At 34.7% G+C, this 16,755-nt stretch carries 19 protein-coding genes; 13 read left to right on the forward strand and 6 right to left on the reverse strand.

Going from position 1 to position 16,755, the window contains the following annotated elements:
• Positions 1–231: 231 nt before the first annotated feature.
• The 6 genes from CLV55_RS07430 to CLV55_RS07455 all read right to left on the reverse strand — a co-directional run bounded on the left by CLV55_RS07430 (position 232) and on the right by CLV55_RS07455 (position 5,975).
• Positions 232–1,014 carry an enoyl-CoA hydratase/isomerase family protein gene (locus tag CLV55_RS07430; RefSeq protein ID WP_112113127.1) on the reverse strand — a complete coding sequence of 261 codons (783 nt, stop codon included), beginning with the start codon at positions 1,012–1,014 and terminating at the stop codon, positions 232–234.
• 11 nt (positions 1,015–1,025) lie between these two features.
• Positions 1,026–2,435 (reverse strand): sensor histidine kinase, encoded by a 1,410-nt coding sequence (locus CLV55_RS07435; RefSeq protein WP_112113128.1) that lies wholly within the window; start codon positions 2,433–2,435, stop codon positions 1,026–1,028.
• A gap of 100 nt (positions 2,436–2,535) precedes the next feature.
• Complete coding sequence (locus CLV55_RS07440; protein ID WP_112113129.1) at positions 2,536–3,084, reverse strand: CopD family protein; 549 nt, start codon at positions 3,082–3,084, stop codon at positions 2,536–2,538.
• Between the two features lie 36 nt (positions 3,085–3,120).
• Positions 3,121–3,996: a restriction endonuclease gene (locus CLV55_RS07445; protein WP_112113130.1), complete on the reverse strand. Its 876-nt coding sequence runs from the start codon at positions 3,994–3,996 to the stop codon at positions 3,121–3,123.
• Positions 3,997–4,015: 19 nt separating this feature from the next.
• Positions 4,016–5,032 (reverse strand): ferrochelatase, encoded by a 1,017-nt coding sequence (gene hemH, locus CLV55_RS07450; protein WP_112113131.1) that lies wholly within the window; start codon positions 5,030–5,032, stop codon positions 4,016–4,018.
• 70 nt (positions 5,033–5,102) lie between these two features.
• On the reverse strand, positions 5,103–5,975 hold the full coding sequence (locus CLV55_RS07455; protein ID WP_112113132.1) for an AraC family transcriptional regulator: 873 nt from the start codon (positions 5,973–5,975) through the stop codon (positions 5,103–5,105).
• Between the two features lie 238 nt (positions 5,976–6,213).
• Between CLV55_RS07455 and hemA the strand changes: the two genes are divergently transcribed.
• The 13 genes from hemA (at position 6,214) to CLV55_RS07515 (ending at position 16,737) form a co-directional block, all read left to right on the forward strand.
• Positions 6,214–7,470 carry a glutamyl-tRNA reductase gene (gene hemA, locus CLV55_RS07460; protein WP_112113133.1) on the forward strand — a complete coding sequence of 419 codons (1,257 nt, stop codon included), beginning with the start codon at positions 6,214–6,216 and terminating at the stop codon, positions 7,468–7,470.
• A gap of 56 nt (positions 7,471–7,526) precedes the next feature.
• On the forward strand, positions 7,527–8,453 hold the full coding sequence (gene hemC / locus CLV55_RS07465) for a hydroxymethylbilane synthase (RefSeq protein WP_112113134.1): 927 nt from the start codon (positions 7,527–7,529) through the stop codon (positions 8,451–8,453).
• A 38-nt stretch (positions 8,454–8,491) separates the two neighbouring features.
• Positions 8,492–9,193: a uroporphyrinogen-III synthase gene (locus CLV55_RS07470; RefSeq protein WP_112113135.1), complete on the forward strand. Its 702-nt coding sequence runs from the start codon at positions 8,492–8,494 to the stop codon at positions 9,191–9,193.
• An 18-nt stretch (positions 9,194–9,211) separates the two neighbouring features.
• Positions 9,212–10,237 (forward strand): uroporphyrinogen decarboxylase, encoded by a 1,026-nt coding sequence (hemE, locus tag CLV55_RS07475; RefSeq protein ID WP_112113136.1) that lies wholly within the window; start codon positions 9,212–9,214, stop codon positions 10,235–10,237.
• Between the two features lie 55 nt (positions 10,238–10,292).
• Positions 10,293–10,718: a hypothetical protein gene (locus CLV55_RS07480; protein ID WP_112113137.1), complete on the forward strand. Its 426-nt coding sequence runs from the start codon at positions 10,293–10,295 to the stop codon at positions 10,716–10,718.
• Between the two features lie 46 nt (positions 10,719–10,764).
• Entirely contained in the window at positions 10,765–11,673 is a 909-nt protein-coding gene (hemF, locus tag CLV55_RS07485) for an oxygen-dependent coproporphyrinogen oxidase (RefSeq protein ID WP_112113138.1), read from the forward strand.
• Positions 11,674–11,708: 35 nt separating this feature from the next.
• A complete protein-coding gene (locus CLV55_RS13035; protein ID WP_262510377.1) occupies positions 11,709–11,843 on the forward strand; it encodes a hypothetical protein in 135 nt (44 codons plus the stop codon).
• Complete coding sequence (locus CLV55_RS07490; protein ID WP_146739552.1) at positions 11,812–12,267, forward strand: hypothetical protein; 456 nt, start codon at positions 11,812–11,814, stop codon at positions 12,265–12,267. The genes CLV55_RS13035 and CLV55_RS07490 overlap by 32 nt, the downstream gene beginning before the upstream one ends.
• 12 nt (positions 12,268–12,279) lie before the next feature.
• The gene (gene hemB / locus CLV55_RS07495) at positions 12,280–13,284 is read left to right on the forward strand and encodes a porphobilinogen synthase (RefSeq protein WP_112113140.1); all 1,005 of its coding nucleotides are present in this window, start codon (positions 12,280–12,282) and stop codon (positions 13,282–13,284) included.
• A gap of 60 nt (positions 13,285–13,344) precedes the next feature.
• Positions 13,345–13,758 (forward strand): c-type cytochrome, encoded by a 414-nt coding sequence (locus tag CLV55_RS07500; RefSeq protein ID WP_112113141.1) that lies wholly within the window; start codon positions 13,345–13,347, stop codon positions 13,756–13,758.
• A gap of 89 nt (positions 13,759–13,847) precedes the next feature.
• Complete coding sequence (locus tag CLV55_RS07505) at positions 13,848–14,327, forward strand: methylated-DNA--[protein]-cysteine S-methyltransferase (RefSeq protein WP_112113142.1); 480 nt, start codon at positions 13,848–13,850, stop codon at positions 14,325–14,327.
• Between the two features lie 102 nt (positions 14,328–14,429).
• Positions 14,430–15,143, forward strand: coding sequence for a 3'-5' exonuclease (locus tag CLV55_RS07510; RefSeq protein ID WP_112113143.1), 714 nt, complete (start codon positions 14,430–14,432; stop codon positions 15,141–15,143).
• A 154-nt stretch (positions 15,144–15,297) separates the two neighbouring features.
• Complete coding sequence (locus CLV55_RS07515; RefSeq protein WP_112113144.1) at positions 15,298–16,737, forward strand: nucleoside recognition domain-containing protein; 1,440 nt, start codon at positions 15,298–15,300, stop codon at positions 16,735–16,737.
• Positions 16,738–16,755: the final 18 nt, after the last annotated feature.

Here is a 16,755-nt window from a genome sequence, read left to right on the forward strand (position 1 = left end):
GAACTTCAATTAGGAGAGCGTTATCCATCTGGAGTATACAACGTGATTGTAACTCAAGGGGAAAACACTAAAACACTTCGTGTGATTAAAAGATAGTTAATTTACAAAAAACTAAAAAATCTCCTCGGATGGAGGAGATTTTTTTATTGTCTAGTCTATAAAAAAGTTCAGCCAAAAAGTATAAAGGCCTCGTATTTTGAATACGAGGCCTTTTTTTTCAATAAGTTAGGCTTAGTTTCCGTTAAAAACTGCTTTTCTTTTTTCTAAAAATGCCGTTGTTCCCTCTTTAAAGTCATTGGTTCCAAAGCAAGTTCCAAAAGCATCTATTTCTGTTTTAAATCCATTTACGCCCTCTTTAAAATTTGCATTTACAGCTGTAATAGCATGCCCAATGGCTACAGGCGAATTTTTTAGGATTCGGGTTGCTATCGATTTGGTGAATTCCAATAGTTCTTCCTGAGGCACAACATGATTGACTAAACCGGTTCGATAGGCATCTGCTGCAGTAATCATCCCTGCGGTCATAATTAATTCCATAGCACGTCCTTTTCCAATTAATTGTGGAAGCCGTTGTGTGCCACCATATCCCGGAATAACGCCTAATGATACCTCTGGAAGCCCCATTTTTGCGTTTTCTGAGGCTACTCTAAAATGACATGCCATGGCAAGTTCTAAACCTCCTCCTAAGGCAAATCCGTTAACAGCAGCTATGACAGGTGTTGTTAAGTTTTCGATGTAATCAAACAAAAGATTTTGTCCATTTTCAGCAAGTTTTGCCCCTTGTGCTACAGTAAAGTTAGCGAATTCAGAAATATCAGCACCTGCAACAAAAGCTTTATCACCCGATCCAGTGATGATGATTGCTTTAATTTCGTTGTCTTGATCTAGTGATTTTAGGCCTTCATGAAGTTCATTAATAGTAGCTACATTTAAGGCATTAAGTTTAGTAGGACGATTGATGGTAATCCACCCGATTCCTTCTTCTGTTGTAATTAAGATGTTTTCAAATTCCATAGGTATAGTTGTTAAGTAATTGGTAGTAAAACAATAAAGGATGTCCCTCTACCATATTTAGTTTCAAAAGTAATTGTTCCTTTATAATTTTCAATGATGTTTTTTATAATTCCCAACCCAAGGCCCATGCCACTGGTTTTTGTAGTAAACTTTGGTTCAAAAATATGTTCAATATTCGCTTTTTCAATACCGATACCATTATCCTTTACTATAATGGCAACGAAGTTATTTTTGCGTTTGACTGAAACTATAATCGACTTATTTGTTTGATTTTCAGGGATAGCTTGTATCGCATTTTTTACCAAGTTCGTTATAATTCTTATGAGTTGTGTCCGATCCATCACAGTAATAATTTCCTTCGCATCACATTCAAATTTAATGTAATCTTCGTTAAATATATCTAGTGAAAACTCAACAACTTCAACCACGTTCAACGTTTCATTTTGTTGAGCAGGCATCGAAGCAAAGTTAGAGAAAGCAGAGGCTACAGCCGACATCGTATCGATTTGTTGTATAAGTGTTTTTGTGTAATCATTAAGTTTTTGATTTAAATCGGGAGCTTCTGGATTGAATTTTCTTTGAAAATTTTGTACGGTTAGGCGCATGGGGGTCAACGGATTCTTAATTTCATGAGCTACTTGTTTTGCCATTTCTCGCCAAGCTTGTTCTCGTTCCGATTGGGCAAGCATCGCAGCACTTTCTTCCAATTTATCCACCATGGCATTGTAGGCTTTAATCAGTGAATTAATTTCACGACTATTTGCTTCAATAACGATCTTTTCATTCTTTTGATCCAAACTGGTCTCATTTATCTTATCGGATATTGTTTTTAACGATTTGGTGATGTAACTCGATAAAAAATAGGCTAAGGCAAATGCTATAATCAACATTAAGAAATAGACCTGACTCAATCGTACTAAGAAATCTTGTATTTCACTTTCATAAAAACTATCGTCCTCTACATAAGGTAAATTTAGGATACCTAGGGGCTTAAATTTATCATCTTTAATTTGACTATAGGACGATCGTATTTTTACTCCATCTTCTCTTTTAATGTCTATATATCTTTTTTCAATGGAGGATTGGACCAATTTTATAACATAGTTCGGAAGAGGCGGTGCCGCATTATCTACAGAAAACGACGCTTTAGAGGATTTCAAAAGAGTTCCATTCAAACTGTAGATGTTGATTTCAACGTTGTGAATGTCTGAGAGTTCGTGAATTTTATCTTTGAAAATTAAAGGAAGATTACGCTCTGTAAGTGGGTAGGTCGAATTGGATAAAATATAATTGATATGTTCTTTTACGGCATCTTCTTTTCGGTCTAAACGCTCTTGATGATACCTTCTTGCCTCGTTTTTAAACTGAATTACCGATATGGAGGCCATTAAAATCGACGCAATCAATATCAATACAATCATCGATAGGAAAATCCTAATTCGAAGCGAAAGCATTGACATTTTGAAGTTTTTCATTTTATAATGATTAGTGAATAGTAATTAGCTTTTCACCATTTACTAATTACTTTTTTTCTCGTATCCGTTTATAAAATTTGAATCCAAGCATTATGAGAATGGAGAACAAAACAATTCCTACCACGCCATAAATCCAATTCAATTCATTTTTTAAAATTACTAAAAAAACGACTGCAAATAAAATTATGGTCGCCCCTTCATTCCATAGTCGCATGAAGTTGGACGTATATTTGAAAGTGTCATTTTGCAATTGCTTGTAAATTTGATGGCATTTGAGATGATACAAATATAAAAGGAATACAAATCCTAATTTCACATGCATCCATGGCATGTGCAACCAAGCATTTCCTATTTTCGAAAAAAACAACATCCAAAAGGCAAAAAAACTAGCTAGGAGGGCACTAGGCCATGTGATGATGTACCAAAGACGATAGGCCATGATTTTATATTGATTTAACAGAATTTCACGTTCAGGAGTGGGTTTTTCGTTGGCTTCAATTTGATACACAAACAAACGAACGATGTAAAACAATCCGGCAAACCAGGTGATTACAAAGATGAGATGAAGCGATTTTATGTAGTTGTAGAGTTCCATTTTTATTTTGTTTTCAATATTGTAAAGGTTATAGTTTTACTTATCCATATAGGGTTCAAAAAAAGATAAATCAACTTCATAAACAGTTTTTGGTTTAACACCAAGTTCAACCTTTTTAAACATTTCTACTAATTTTTCTCCATCAACTAGTTCGATTTGAGGGGCTCCATCTCTATTTGCTTCTTTTACAGCATCAGATGAAAAGGTTCCAGTAGTAATAATTATACCCTTCTCAGCTCTACCAATCATAGCATTTCTAAAATCACCTACTTGTGATCTAGAAACAGTACCTTTATATCGTTTACATTGAAACAAAACTTTAAAGCTTACAAAAGGATTGATTTCTAGAATACCATGACCATCTATTCCCCCATCATGAGATTGTCCAGTAACAACAACTCTCTCAAATCCTGATTCTCTCAACAACCTTTGACAAATTCTTTCAAATCCATAAGGCGAAACGCTTTGAAGTACTTGTAATAAGTCGGTAGGATTTGTGTTTTGAAAGGCATCAGGTTCATTTTCCTCTTGTTCTTCTAATATTTCATTTTCACTTTTATTTTTTTTTGCTTTTCTGTGAATGTCAACCCATTTAAGAAAAATAGCTCTTGACTCATTATCATCTAAGTATGTTTTTTCGCCTTTTTGTGATAAAGCCCAAATACCATGTTGCGATGTATCTAGAAGACCTTCCCATGCTAAATATTGTCTAGCCCAAGCAACTTGATTGTAATATCTTGATTGTCCAGAATTCAATGATTCGTTTAATTTTTCATCATTTAAGTTTAGTTTTTCAGCTATTTTATCTGAAGCTTCACGAGGTTTTGCTGAACCGCCTAAATCTCTTAAAGCATCAAGTAATGGTCCAAACCATTTGACAAATTCTGCTTGACTATTTTTCCTTTTTGCCATAATTGTTTGTGTGTTTTCTCTATTTTGTTTTAAAATCTTGAATCCAATTTGCTACTACTTCACACCATTCATCTTCATCATTCAAACACGGAACTGCCAAAAATTCTTTGCCACCATTTTCAATAAATTCTTCATTAGCGCGCATGGCAATTTCTTCCAAAGTTTCTAAACAATCCGCCACAAAAGCAGGAGTTACCACAGCCAATTTTGTGATGCCTTGTGCTGGCATTTTGTTTATTTCCACATCTGTATAGGGAGTTAACCATTTGTCTCCAGCCAAACGCGATTGAAAGGTTTGACTGTATTTTCCTTCAGGAATACCCAATAATTTAACTACTTGCTTGGTGGTTTCATAACATTGATGACGATAACAAAACTCGTGTGCTGGCGAAGGCGTATTACAACAAGAGCCGTCAATTTTGCAATGCGACTTGGTTACATCTGTTTTTCGAATATGACGCTTCGGAATGCCATGATACGAAAACAACAAATGATCGTATTCGAAGCCTTCCAGATGTTTTTTTATTGAATTCGCTAGGACTTGAATAAAATCGGGTTTGTTATAAAACGCTGGAACTTTAGTCAATGTCATTTTTGGAAACTTCGTTCGCACTAATTCGTTTGCCAATTCCCAAATGGTTGTCGTAGAGGCCATAGCATATTGTGGATATAACGCCAAGAGCATTACTTCAGTAACGCCTTTTTCACTCAGTTCTCGCAAGCCTTTTTCGATGGACATGGTGCCATAACGCATGGCTAATGCTACGGGAAGATCAACCAATCGTTGGACTTTTTCATGCATTCGTTTGGAAAAAACAATTAAAGGAGACCCTTCATCTGTCCAAATTTGTGCGTAAGCATGTGCCGATTTTTTGGGTCGTGTTTGCAAAATAATCCCACGAACGAGTAAAGCCCGTAATAAATAGGGAACGTCTATCACGTATTTATCCATTAAAAATTCATCTAAATATGGCTTTACGTCTTTTGGTGTTGGACTTTCGGGTGAACCTAAATTTACAAGTAATACTCCTTTCATGATGTTGTTTTTTTAACTCTTGAAGGGCTACAAACGCTTCAAGGATGTGTTTTAATTAATTGTTTTAATCTTATATGTTAGCGTTGATTGACATCAAATACTTTTTTGGAGTCGTTCCAAATTTCTTTTTGAAAGCGGCTATAAAATGACTTCCTGTGCTGTATCCAATTTTTAAGCCTACTTCGTTTACATTATAGGAACCACTATCTAGTAAACGTCGAGCATAATCCATTTTGTAGTCAACTAAAAATCCATAAACAGTGTCTCCATAAATTTGTTTGAAACCCATTTTTAATTTTTTCAAACTTAGACCAACTTGTTCGGCTAATTCATCCAATCCTGGTGGTTCTGCCATGTTTTGAATGACAAGTTCTTTGGCTTTTTTAATTTTTAAGACATTCTCTTCATCAATTAAAAACGGACATTGCTCCGCATTTGGGTCTTCGGAACGATTAAAAAATAAGCTTAATAATTCGTACCCTTTTCCTTTATAGTATAGGTTTTTAATGGAAGGATTCAAATGATAATGAAACAATTGACTCAAAACAATGGCCATCGAAGGACTGATATCGTTTTCTTTGTAATATTTACGGTCTTTGTTTTCTTTACTTAAAAACGGAATGTTTTGCGCTTCATTTGAAAATAAACTATGAAATTTTTGTATCGAAACAATCACAGAAATCACCCAAGTGTTTGGAGCTAATTCTAAATCTAAGGGAAGTTCTTTTTGCGGATTGTAAAACAATAACGATTTTTCTTCTTTCAAGTCCAGCGCATAATTTCCATCGTTAAATACAAATTTGGCTTTTCCTTTAATCCCAAAATGAAATTGAATTAAGCCTTGACTAATCGGTCTCTTGACATGATAATGTTCAGCACTATCGTTTTGAAAACGAATCAATAAGAAGTCATTTTCAATTTTAATTTCTTCAGTAGCACCCATAGCGATATTTTTTTACTTAAATTAAAATAAGAGCACCCAAAATGAGAGGTGTGTTATTTAGAATTAATCTATATAAAAATCATTCAAATGCTTTATTTTTCTACAAAAATAAAATAAATAACGCTAAAAAATTAAATTTAACTTAAAAATCGCAAATCGACATAAAAAGTACTTTTAGCGTTATTTTTGATAATAGGATACGGATAACTTTGTATCACTTTTAGGTAAAGAGTAAAAAATGGAAAACGGAAACATTGTTAAGCACAATACTTTTTATGCCATTGGGTTGAGTTATAAAAAGGCTGATGCTGAAATGAGAGGTAAATTTAGTTTGGACACCACAGCTCAAGATAATTTACTGACACAGGCAAAAAAAGAGGGAATCGAAGCGATGCTTGTTACCTCTACGTGTAACAGAACAGAGATTTTTGGTTTTGCCCAACATCCGTTTCAACTCATCAAACTACTTTGTGAGAACAGTCAAGGCACGGTAGAAGACTTTCAGAATGTAGCGTACGTCTATAAAGGGAAAGAGGCTGTGACACACATGTTTCGCGTGGGCACAGGCTTGGATAGTCAAATCTTGGGTGATTTTGAAATCATCAGCCAATTGAAAGCGGCTTTTGCCTACAGCAAACAACATCATTTAGATAATAATTTTCTCGAACGATTGGTTAATTCTGTCATTCAAGCCAGTAAAAAAATCAAAACAGAAACCGAGATTTCTTCTGGTGCGACATCCGTTTCTTTTGCCTCAGTACAATACATTTTTAAAAACGTAGAAGATGTTGCTAATAAGAATATTCTACTTTTTGGAACTGGAAAAATTGGTAGAAATACGTGTGAGAACTTAGTAAAACACACCAAGCACAATCATATTACACTCATTAATAGAACTAAAGATAAAGCCGAAAAGCTGGCTAAGAAACTTAATGTTATTGTAAAAGATTATGCCGATTTGCAGTTGGAATTGCAAAAAGCTGATGTAGTTGTAGTGGCTACGGGTGCTCAAAATCCGACGATTGATAAAGCCATTTTGAATCTTAAAAAACCTCTTTTGATATTGGATTTATCAATTCCTAAAAATGTTCATGAAAATGTTCAAGATATCGAAGGAGTAACTCTGGTTCACATGGATCACTTGTCGCAAATCACAGACGAAACTTTAGAAAACAGAAAACAACATATTCCAGCAGCTGAGGCTATTATTGAAGACATAATGGAAGAATTTTTAGCATGGACTAAACAGCGAAAATTTGCCCCCACGATTCATGCGCTCAAGGCAAAATTAAATTCCATTAAAGAAGGAGAATTGAATTTTCAACGAAAAAAAATACCTAACTTTGATGAGGAACAAGCCGAGTTAATCAGCAATAGAATTATCCAAAAAATTACCAATCAATTTGTGAATCATCTCAAAGAGCAAGATTCTATGGAAGATGGTATCGAATGGATTGAAAAAGTTTTTCAGTTAGAACAAGAGAAAGTTTTCTAAAAATTAAATACGAATCCTTAAATGTATCGTCTGTTCTCAAGGGTTTACAAAAAAATATGACTCAAAAAACAATAAGAATTGGAACTCGTGATAGTGAATTGGCTCTTTGGCAAGCACACACCGTTCAAAAGCAACTGAATGATTTAGGCTATAAAACGGAAATCATTGCGGTAAAATCACAAGGGGATATTATTCTCGATAAACCCCTCTACGAACTTGGAATTACCGGAATTTTCACAAAAACATTAGACCTTGCCATGATTAATGGTCAAGTGGATATTGCCGTACATTCGATGAAAGATGTTCCAACAGCATTGCCAAACGGAATTGTTCAAGCAGCGGTTCTAGAAAGAGCGAATATTTTAGATGTTTTGGTTCATAAAGGAAACATCGATTTTCTTGAAAGCGATGCTACCATAGCCACTGGGAGTTTACGAAGACAAGCCCAATGGTGGCATAAATATCCAAATCATACGGTGGTCGATTTACGAGGAAATGTCAATACGAGAATGCAAAAAGTGCAGGATAATGATTGGCACGGAGCAGTTTTTGCAGCAGCAGGACTAGAAAGAATCAACTTAAAACCTGAAAACTGTATCAATCTCGATTGGATGATTCCAGCACCTGCACAAGGCGCTATGGTCGTTGTTGCTATGGCTGATGATGACTTTACGTTAGACGCATTATCGCAATTAAATCATATTGAAACTGAAATTTGCACTTATATAGAAAGACAATTTTTACGAACTTTAGAAGGCGGATGTACTGCGCCAATTGGAGCTATTGCAAAATATAATGAGAAAGAAGACACTCTCGATTTCAAAGGAGTTTTGCTATCTGTTGACGGAAAACAAAAAATAGAAGTAGAAAAAATAGTCGCTATTACAGAATGGAAAAAACTAGGATTTCATGCAGCACAAGAAATTCTGAATAATGGCGGAACCGAATTAATGGCTGAAATTAAAAAGATGCTAAAAAAATAAATATTTCAGATTTCTTAAATCTGTGTTCCAAAAAAACAATGACAAAACCCATTCATATATTATCCACCAAAAAGCTTTTACCCAATCAAAAGCGCGCCTTACTAGACGCCAATATTACTTTAATTGAGGAAGATTTCATTGAAACAAAAATCAAGAAGTTCGAACTGTTTTTACGAGGAACGAAGCAATCTGTAGTAAACGACAATTTGATTTTCACCAGTCAAAATGCCGTTAAAAGTGTGTTACAACATCCAAAATGCAGCGAACTTAAAAACAAAAATGTATTTGCTGTTGGATTAAAAACCAAATCTTTGTTGGAAGAAAACGGATTTAATGTAGGTGTTCACACAGACTATGCCTCCGATTTAGCAGAAATAATTTCATTGATTTACAACAAGGAACAGTACACGTTTTTTTGTGGTAATTTACGAAGAGATGTGTTGCCAACTACCTTAAAGGAAAACGGAATTAAATGTGATGAAATTGAGGTGTATGAAACCAACCTCATTTCAAAAAAAGTACCTCATAAATTTGATGGAATACTATTTTTCAGTCCGTCTGCCGTTGAAAGTTATTTAAAATCAAATACTATAAAAAACGAAATGTGCTTTTGTATTGGTGAGACTACTGCAGAAGCTTTAGAAGAAAAAGAAATTAACAACATCATCATTGCAGATCAACCCTCTGTTGATAACGTGATTGAGGAAGTTATAGAATGTTATATTAACCAGCACCCTTGAAGGGTTAAATAATAAAAAATGATCAAAAACGACTTATTTTTAAGAGCTTTAAATAATGAAACGGTAGAACGTCCGCCGGTTTGGATGATGCGTCAAGCAGGAAGATACTTGCCAGAATTCAGAGCGTTACGAGATAAATATGATTTTTTCACGCGTTGTGAAACCCCCGAATTGGCAGCCGAAATTACGGTACAGCCTATTCGAATTGTACAACCCGATGCGGCTATTTTATTTTCTGATATTTTGGTGGTGCCCCGTGCTATGGGAATTCATGTTGAATTGAAGGATAATTTGGGACCCATTATTCCCAATCCAATCCGAACTATGGAACAAGTGAATCAAGTGTATGTTCCCAACATTCAAGAAACCTTAGGCTATGTGATGGACGCCGTAAAATTAACCAAAGAAATGTTGAATGATGAGGTGCCTCTTATTGGTTTTGCTGGTTCGCCGTGGACGATTTTCTGTTATGCCGTGGAAGGGAAAGGATCAAAAAGTTATGACACTGCCAAAGGATTTTGTTTCTCCAATCCAGTAGCGGCACACAGCTTATTGCAAAAAATTACCGATACGACCATCTTGTATTTAAAAGAAAAAGTAAAAGCAGGATGCAACGCCATACAAATTTTCGATTCTTGGGGAGGGATGTTGTCACCAGTAGATTATCAAGAATTTTCTTGGCAATACATCAACCAAATTGTAGAAGCTTTAGCGGAAGACACCAAAGTCATCGTTTTCGGAAAAGGATGTTGGTTTGCTCTAGGAGAAATGTCCAAATCGAAAGCATCAGCATTAGGAGTAGATTGGACGTGTTCGGCGAGAAACGCTCGGTATTTATCAGGTGGAAACATCACGTTGCAAGGAAACTTTGATCCATCAAGATTGTTATCTCCCATTCCAACCATCAAAAAAATGGTACATCAAATGATAGACGAATTCGGTAAAGACAATTATATAGTAAATCTTGGTCACGGAATTTTACCAAACATTCCAGTAGATCATGCGAAAGCTTTTGTTGAGGCGGTGAAGGAATATAAATCATAGTACAAAGAATCGGGATTTAGGTTAACTGTAATTCTATACTAAAACAGAGAAAAAAATGAAATTTAACTTTTTAAAACCAACTTTAATCTCTTGTGTTATTGGGGTTTTTATACCAGGATTCACAGCAATTTTATTTTTCTTATTCCAATTTCTAACTAACAAGCTAAATATTGAATGTGAAACATATTGGAAATCTTTATGGATCCTGACAACTATAATTTCAATTGTTTCTCCTATATTTTTTATAAAAAATATTGAAAAAACTAAAAAGCCAACACTTGCAAAATTGACGTTTTTTAATTTTATTGAATATATTTCTCTTCAAGGTTGCTTTGCACAATTTTTCACAAGTGGAAAAACAATTTGTTACGGTTCTGGTAGTCAAAATGGATTGGAATTAGTATTTACAGCTTGGCTTGCTTTACCAATTTTAATTTGTTTTAGTTTTATTTTTAAATATAGATTTGAAAAATTAGAATAAAGACTAGTGTTAATAATAGTTTGCCTCTGTAATTAATATAACAATAATGAAAAACAAATTCTACCAATACATTCTTCAACTCCAAAACCAAATCACTTCCAAACTTGAGGAAGTAGATGGCGTGGCCAAATTCCGAGAAGATATTTGGGAACGACCCGAAGGCGGTGGCGGAAGAACACGAGTGATAGAAAACGGGAATGTTTTTGAAAAAGGAGGCGTAAATATTTCAGCCGTTCATGGAAAATTACCCGATTCCATGCAGCAACTTTTCAACATGGGTGAAGCCGATTTTTTTGCCTGCGGTTTGAGTTTGGTAATCCATCCGAAAAGCCCAATGGTGCCAACCGTTCACGCTAATTGGCGTTATTTTGAAATGTACGATGATAATGGAAACGTAATCAATTCATGGTTTGGTGGCGGACAAGATATAACGCCCTATTATATATTTGAAGATGATGCAAAACATTTTCATCAAACGTGTAAAACCGCTTGCGACAAACACAATCCAGAGTTTTATCCAAAATTTAAAAAGCAATGCGATACGTATTTTTGGAACGCACACAGAAATGAAGCACGTGGATTAGGTGGGTTATTCTTTGACTATTGCAAAGAAACGGAAACTATGAAAATGGAAGATTGGTACAATTTTGTTACTGAAGTAGGAAATAGTTTTCTAGAGGCTTACGTTCCAATTGTTGAAAGAAGAAAAAATTTAGAATATACAGCCTCACAACTTATGTGGCAAGAAATCCGTCGAGGGCGTTATGTGGAATTTAATTTGGTTCACGATAAAGGCACCTTGTTTGGACTCAAAACCAATGGGCGCATTGAGAGTATTTTAATGTCGTTGCCACCGCATGTGCAATGGGTTTACGACCATCATCCTGTTGCGGGAAGTGAAGAAGAAAAATTAATTAAAGTATTAGAAAACCCTATGGATTGGATTGAAGATTGATGAATAATATTAATATAAAAAAATTAATTGAGAATATGATGCCAATGGAGAGTGAAAAATTGTATTATGAATATGAAGAAATTCTTAAAAAGAATGGAGTTGTAAAAGTAAAAGACCTTTTGGATAATGATTATAAAATTGAACCCAAGTCTGAATATAATTTTTTATAAAAATGAAAATTGTATCATATTATATTTAATAAAAAATGAAAGTAGAAGAGAATTGACTGTTGGTTATAATCTCAACTATTGGGTAAGAAGTGCTTTATTTAATAAGAAACAATTATTAGAGTTATCAGTTACTGTAAGCAATTATGAAGATAAATATGCTTATTTTATTAATGCAGATGAATATATACAATTTACAGTAGGCTTGAATCTTTCCCATGAAACCACTAATATTCCATCAAATAGTTATAATGCTTCAAGAATATCTTATGATATTTTTAAAAGAATTTTAGAAGGGAATGTTTTTACTGTTGGTATTGTCGAATCTGATATTCATAATGAATTGTTTGATTTTAATACTAAAAAAAAATGGATTTCTATTAAAGATATAGAAACTGAGAAATTTCAAGATAAAAATAAAAAATAATACATTATTAATATGTTCCCATTACAAAGAGGTAGAAGATTACGCGTTAACGAATCCATTCGTTCATTAGTGCGCGAGACCACATTAAGTCCAAGTGATTTTATGTTTCCGATGTTCATTGCTGAAGGCGAAAATTATAAAGTCGAAATCCCATCCATGCCAGGGATTTTTCGTCGTTCTATCGATTTAACGGTTGAAGAAGTTAAGGAGCTTTTCGCACTCGGAATTCGTGCAGTAAACATCTACGTAAAAGTCGACGAATCGTTAAAAGATAATACAGGAAAAGAAGCGTGGAATCCCAACGGATTGATGCAACGCGCCATTCGTGAAATCAAAAAAGCTTGTCCAAAAATGATTGTGATGCCCGATGTGGCATTGGATCCGTATTCTATTTATGGTCACGACGGCATTATCGAAAACGGTGATGTTGCCAACGATGCAACCAATGAGGCTTTAGTAAAAATGGCTGTTTCTCATGCACAAGCGGGGGCCGATTTTGTAGCACCAAGTGACATGATGGACGGACGTGTGTTGCGATTACGTCAAGGTTTGGATGCTGCTGGTTTCTCAAATGTGGGCATTATGAGCTATTCGGCTAAATATGCGTCGGCGTTTTACGGACCTTTTCGTGATGCGTTAGACAGCGCACCAAAAGAAGCCGATATAGAAGTTCCAAAAGATAAAAAAACCTATCAAATGGATTATGCCAATCGTATCGAAGCCGTCAAAGAAGCCTTGATGGATGTGGAAGAAGGTGCTGATATGGTGATGGTAAAACCCGGAATTGCATATTTGGATATCGTTCGAGAAGTTAAAAATGCTGTGCAAGTTCCCGTGACGGTTTTTCATGTTTCAGGCGAGTATGCCATGATTAAAGCCGCTTCCGAAAGAGGTTGGTTAGACCATGACAAAATCATGATGGAACAATTGATGTGCATCAAGAGAGCAGGAGCGAGTTTAATTTCGACCTACTTTGCTAAAGAAGCTGCTATATTATTAAACCAAAGTTTATACTGATATTAATCATATTTTAGATTTCGAAATCAAGTTACTTTTGAAGGTATTAAAATTATAAAAATGAAAGCGTTTATAACAACTGTTTTATTTGTTGCATTGTTTGTTTTTACAAGTAGTTGTGGCGGTAAAAAAGAAGATCAAGATTTTGGTAAAAAAGCTGCTAAAGAATCAGTCCAATCTGAAACTGTTGCCTCACCAATGGAAACCAAAGGAAAAGAAATTTTTGAAGGCAAAGGAACTTGTGCTACGTGTCACAAACCCGATGTGAAATTAGTAGGGCCTAGTCTAAAGGAAATCGCTAAGATATATAACGAGAAAAAAGCAAGTATTGCCACATTCTTGAAAGGAAATGAAAAGCCTTTAGTAGATCCGAGTCAATTTGAAGTGATGAAAGCTAATTTTGCTTTGACAAAAAACTTTACTGATGAAGAAAGACAAGCCTTAGAAGCGTATGTCTTGAGCCAAGGAAAATAATTTTCAACGAAAACAAAATTTGTTCCCCTGCAATGTATGAAGTTGCAGGTTTTTTTTATGTATAAAGTAATATCTTTAATCTCAAAAAAATGCAACAAATCGTCTTTATTAAGTCGCCTCTAGGGATTGCCAAAATAGTAGGTAATGCAACGGGGATTTCTGAAATTTCAGTGATTGACGAAGGTGAAGTATCAGAAATAATCCCAAAGGAATTGCAAAACACAGTGTGTCAACTTCAAGAATATTTTGAAGGGAAGCGAACTAATTTTGATTTTAAAATAACTCCTAAGGGAACCGATTTTCAACAAAAAGTATGGCAAGAATTGTGTAATATCCCATTTGGAAAAACGCTAACGTATCTCGAATTATCAAAAAAACTTGGCGATGTTAAAGCCATTCGAGCCGTCGCCTCAGCCAATGGGAAAAATCCACTTTGGATTGTAATTCCCTGCCACCGAGTAATTGGAAGCGATGGCTCACTCACAGGATATGCGGGTGGATTATGGCGTAAAAAATGGCTTCTTGATCATGAAAGTTCATCAAAACAGCCAACATTATTTGATGAATAAGAAATATTTTTTTGCACTTTGAAAAAAATTTACGTACTTCGCATTATAAACTGATGTAAATCAGTATGATTATATAGTATAAACGCCAAATAAATTTGTAGTATGATTGACAAACTTCGACTTGAAAACCTCTTGTTTCTTGATATTGAAACGGTACCAGAACAAGAAAACTTTGAATCTTTAGACCAAGAAACAAAGCACCTATGGGATCTCAAAACCCAATACCAACGAAAAGAAGACTTTACTCCTGAAGCATTTTATGATAGAGCTGGAATATGGGCAGAATTTGGAAAAATTGTCTGTATTTCTGTGGGATATTTTGTTGTGAAAGGAGATGTAAGAAATTTTAGAGTAACGTCTTTTTTTGGAACCGAAAAAAAGATATTACACGATTTCACGAATCTACTTTCTAATCATTTTAGTGGAGCACAATATGTTTTGTGTGGTCACAATATAAAAGAATTTGATATCCCTTTTATAGCTAGGAGAATGATTATCAACCAAATGAATTTGCCAGAAAAATTGAACTTATTCGGCAAAAAGCCTTGGGAAATTCCACATTTGGACACACTCGAATTATGGAAATTTGGCGATTATAAGCATTTTACGTCTCTAAAATTATTAACAAAAGTATTGAGAATTCCTACATCAAAAGACGATATTGATGGGAGTCAAGTGGGATATGTATTTTATGTCGAAAAAGACATTGATAGAATTGTGGTTTACTGCGAAAAAGATGTTATTGCTGTGGCTCAGGTCTTTTTACGTCTAAGAAGAGAAGATTTATTGATAGCGGATGAGATCATTCACGTTTAGTTAAATTAGCTACAGATTCATAGATTTTGAAATTTTAATACTTTCCAACTAAATTGGATTAAAGGTGTATCAAAAATTATTTTCTGGTATTTAAATTAATCTGTGAATCAATGCTAGTTTTTTATTAATAGTTATATTTACAAAAAAACAAATCATGGTATTAAGTAGATTCTGGCTGACTATTTTCATTTCGTCAATTCTTTTTGTTGTTGTAAGTTTATTTACGGGAAACAACCACACTATTGATTATGTATTGAACGGAAAGAAAGATGATCCCATTTTGATTTCAGAAAAATACCTAAATCAGGTTCCTGTTTTTATCAAAGATAGTATTGAAAAAGCACCTGATCAAGCAATGGTTATTAATCGTGATACCACCAATATTGACACATCGTATGTGTATAAAAACAAAACTATCAAAATATACAGTGGGGTTCAAAAAGCCGATGGATTATTGCCAACCTGTAAAAATACCCTAGTTGATTTAATACTGCCCTTAATCGCTTATTTAGCTTTTTTCTGTGGTTTGATGGAGCTTTTAATTATATCTGGTGCTTCTGGGAAATTAGCTAAAATTTTAAGTCCAGTGTTTGTCAAAGTCTTCCCAAGTCTTCCCAAAAATCACCCGTCTATTTCTTATATGACGTTGAATTTTGCTGCTAATTTCCTCGGATTGGATTCGGCAGCAACTCCTTTTGGATTGAAAGCCATGGAAAGTTTGCAGGAATTGAATCCCGAAAAAGAAAAAGCAAGTGATGCTCAAATCATGTTTATGTGCTTGCATGCTTCCGGACTTACCTTGATTGCTACGTCTATAATTGGGTATCGTGCGGCAGCCAACGCAAGCAATCCTGCAGACGTTATGTTACCTTGTATTATTACCTCTTTTATTGGAACCATTGCAGCTTTTCTAATAGTAGGTATCAAACAAAAAATCAATTTCAAAAGTGCTTCATTAGTAGCGGTTTTAATGGTTCTAATAGCAACTATCGTTGGATTGTTGCTGTATGTGAATCATTTAGATTTAATACAAAAAAATGCTTTCACAGCGAATCTCTCAGGATTAATCTTGGTGGGAATCATTGTATTTACCTTGCTCTTTTCTTTTGCCAAAGAAAAAATGTTTATAGAAGCCAAAACCACAGTTTTTGAAGCTTTTGTAACAGGCGCAAATAACGGAATCAAAACAGGAGTTACTATTTTTCCCTATGTGATGGGTATGTTGGTAGCCATTTCTTTATTTAGAAATAGTGGCTTGTTTGAAATCATCAGTAATTGGATTGCTTTTGGATTTTCAAATATGGGAGTGAGTAAAGAAATTACAGATGCACTACCGGTAGCCTTACTTAGACCGTTTAGTTCTGCGGGTTCCCGAGGATTTTTGATTGATTCGATGAATACCTTTGGAGCCGATTCCATGACCGGTCGATTGAGTAGTATTTTTCAATGCAGTGCCGAAAGTACATTTTATGTCATTGCGGTTTATTTCGGTTCGGTAAACATCAAAAACACCCGTTATGCTTTAGGAACTATGCTTTTAGTGGATTTGATTTGTGTGATAACTGCAATTTTTGTGGCTCATTGGTTTTTTTAAAATAAGAAAAAGTGTTGT

Source organism: Flavobacterium aciduliphilum, assembly GCF_003268855.1.
Classification (GTDB): Bacteria; Bacteroidota; Bacteroidia; order Flavobacteriales; family Flavobacteriaceae; genus Flavobacterium; species Flavobacterium aciduliphilum.

Coding starts and splice junctions, on each gene's coding strand:
- CLV55_RS07430 (WP_112113127.1), bottom strand. CDS start 1,014: ATGGAATTTGAAAACATCTTAATTACAACAGAAGAAGGAATCGGGTGG.
- CLV55_RS07435 (WP_112113128.1), bottom strand. CDS start 2,435: ATGATTGTATTGATATTGATTGCGTCGATTTTAATGGCCTCCATATCG.
- CLV55_RS07440 (WP_112113129.1), bottom strand. CDS start 3,084: ATGGAACTCTACAACTACATAAAATCGCTTCATCTCATCTTTGTAATC.
- CLV55_RS07445 (WP_112113130.1), bottom strand. CDS start 3,996: ATGGCAAAAAGGAAAAATAGTCAAGCAGAATTTGTCAAATGGTTTGGA.
- hemH (WP_112113131.1), bottom strand. CDS start 5,032: ATGAAAGGAGTATTACTTGTAAATTTAGGTTCACCCGAAAGTCCAACA.
- CLV55_RS07455 (WP_112113132.1), bottom strand. CDS start 5,975: ATGGGTGCTACTGAAGAAATTAAAATTGAAAATGACTTCTTATTGATT.
- hemA (WP_112113133.1), top strand. CDS start 6,214: ATGGAAAACGGAAACATTGTTAAGCACAATACTTTTTATGCCATTGGG.
- hemC (WP_112113134.1), top strand. CDS start 7,527: ATGACTCAAAAAACAATAAGAATTGGAACTCGTGATAGTGAATTGGCT.
- CLV55_RS07470 (WP_112113135.1), top strand. CDS start 8,492: ATGACAAAACCCATTCATATATTATCCACCAAAAAGCTTTTACCCAAT.
- hemE (WP_112113136.1), top strand. CDS start 9,212: ATGATCAAAAACGACTTATTTTTAAGAGCTTTAAATAATGAAACGGTA.
- CLV55_RS07480 (WP_112113137.1), top strand. CDS start 10,293: ATGAAATTTAACTTTTTAAAACCAACTTTAATCTCTTGTGTTATTGGG.
- hemF (WP_112113138.1), top strand. CDS start 10,765: ATGAAAAACAAATTCTACCAATACATTCTTCAACTCCAAAACCAAATC.
- CLV55_RS13035 (WP_262510377.1), top strand. CDS start 11,709: ATGATGCCAATGGAGAGTGAAAAATTGTATTATGAATATGAAGAAATT.
- hemB (WP_112113140.1), top strand. CDS start 12,280: ATGTTCCCATTACAAAGAGGTAGAAGATTACGCGTTAACGAATCCATT.
- CLV55_RS07500 (WP_112113141.1), top strand. CDS start 13,345: ATGAAAGCGTTTATAACAACTGTTTTATTTGTTGCATTGTTTGTTTTT.
- CLV55_RS07505 (WP_112113142.1), top strand. CDS start 13,848: ATGCAACAAATCGTCTTTATTAAGTCGCCTCTAGGGATTGCCAAAATA.
- CLV55_RS07510 (WP_112113143.1), top strand. CDS start 14,430: ATGATTGACAAACTTCGACTTGAAAACCTCTTGTTTCTTGATATTGAA.
- CLV55_RS07515 (WP_112113144.1), top strand. CDS start 15,298: ATGGTATTAAGTAGATTCTGGCTGACTATTTTCATTTCGTCAATTCTT.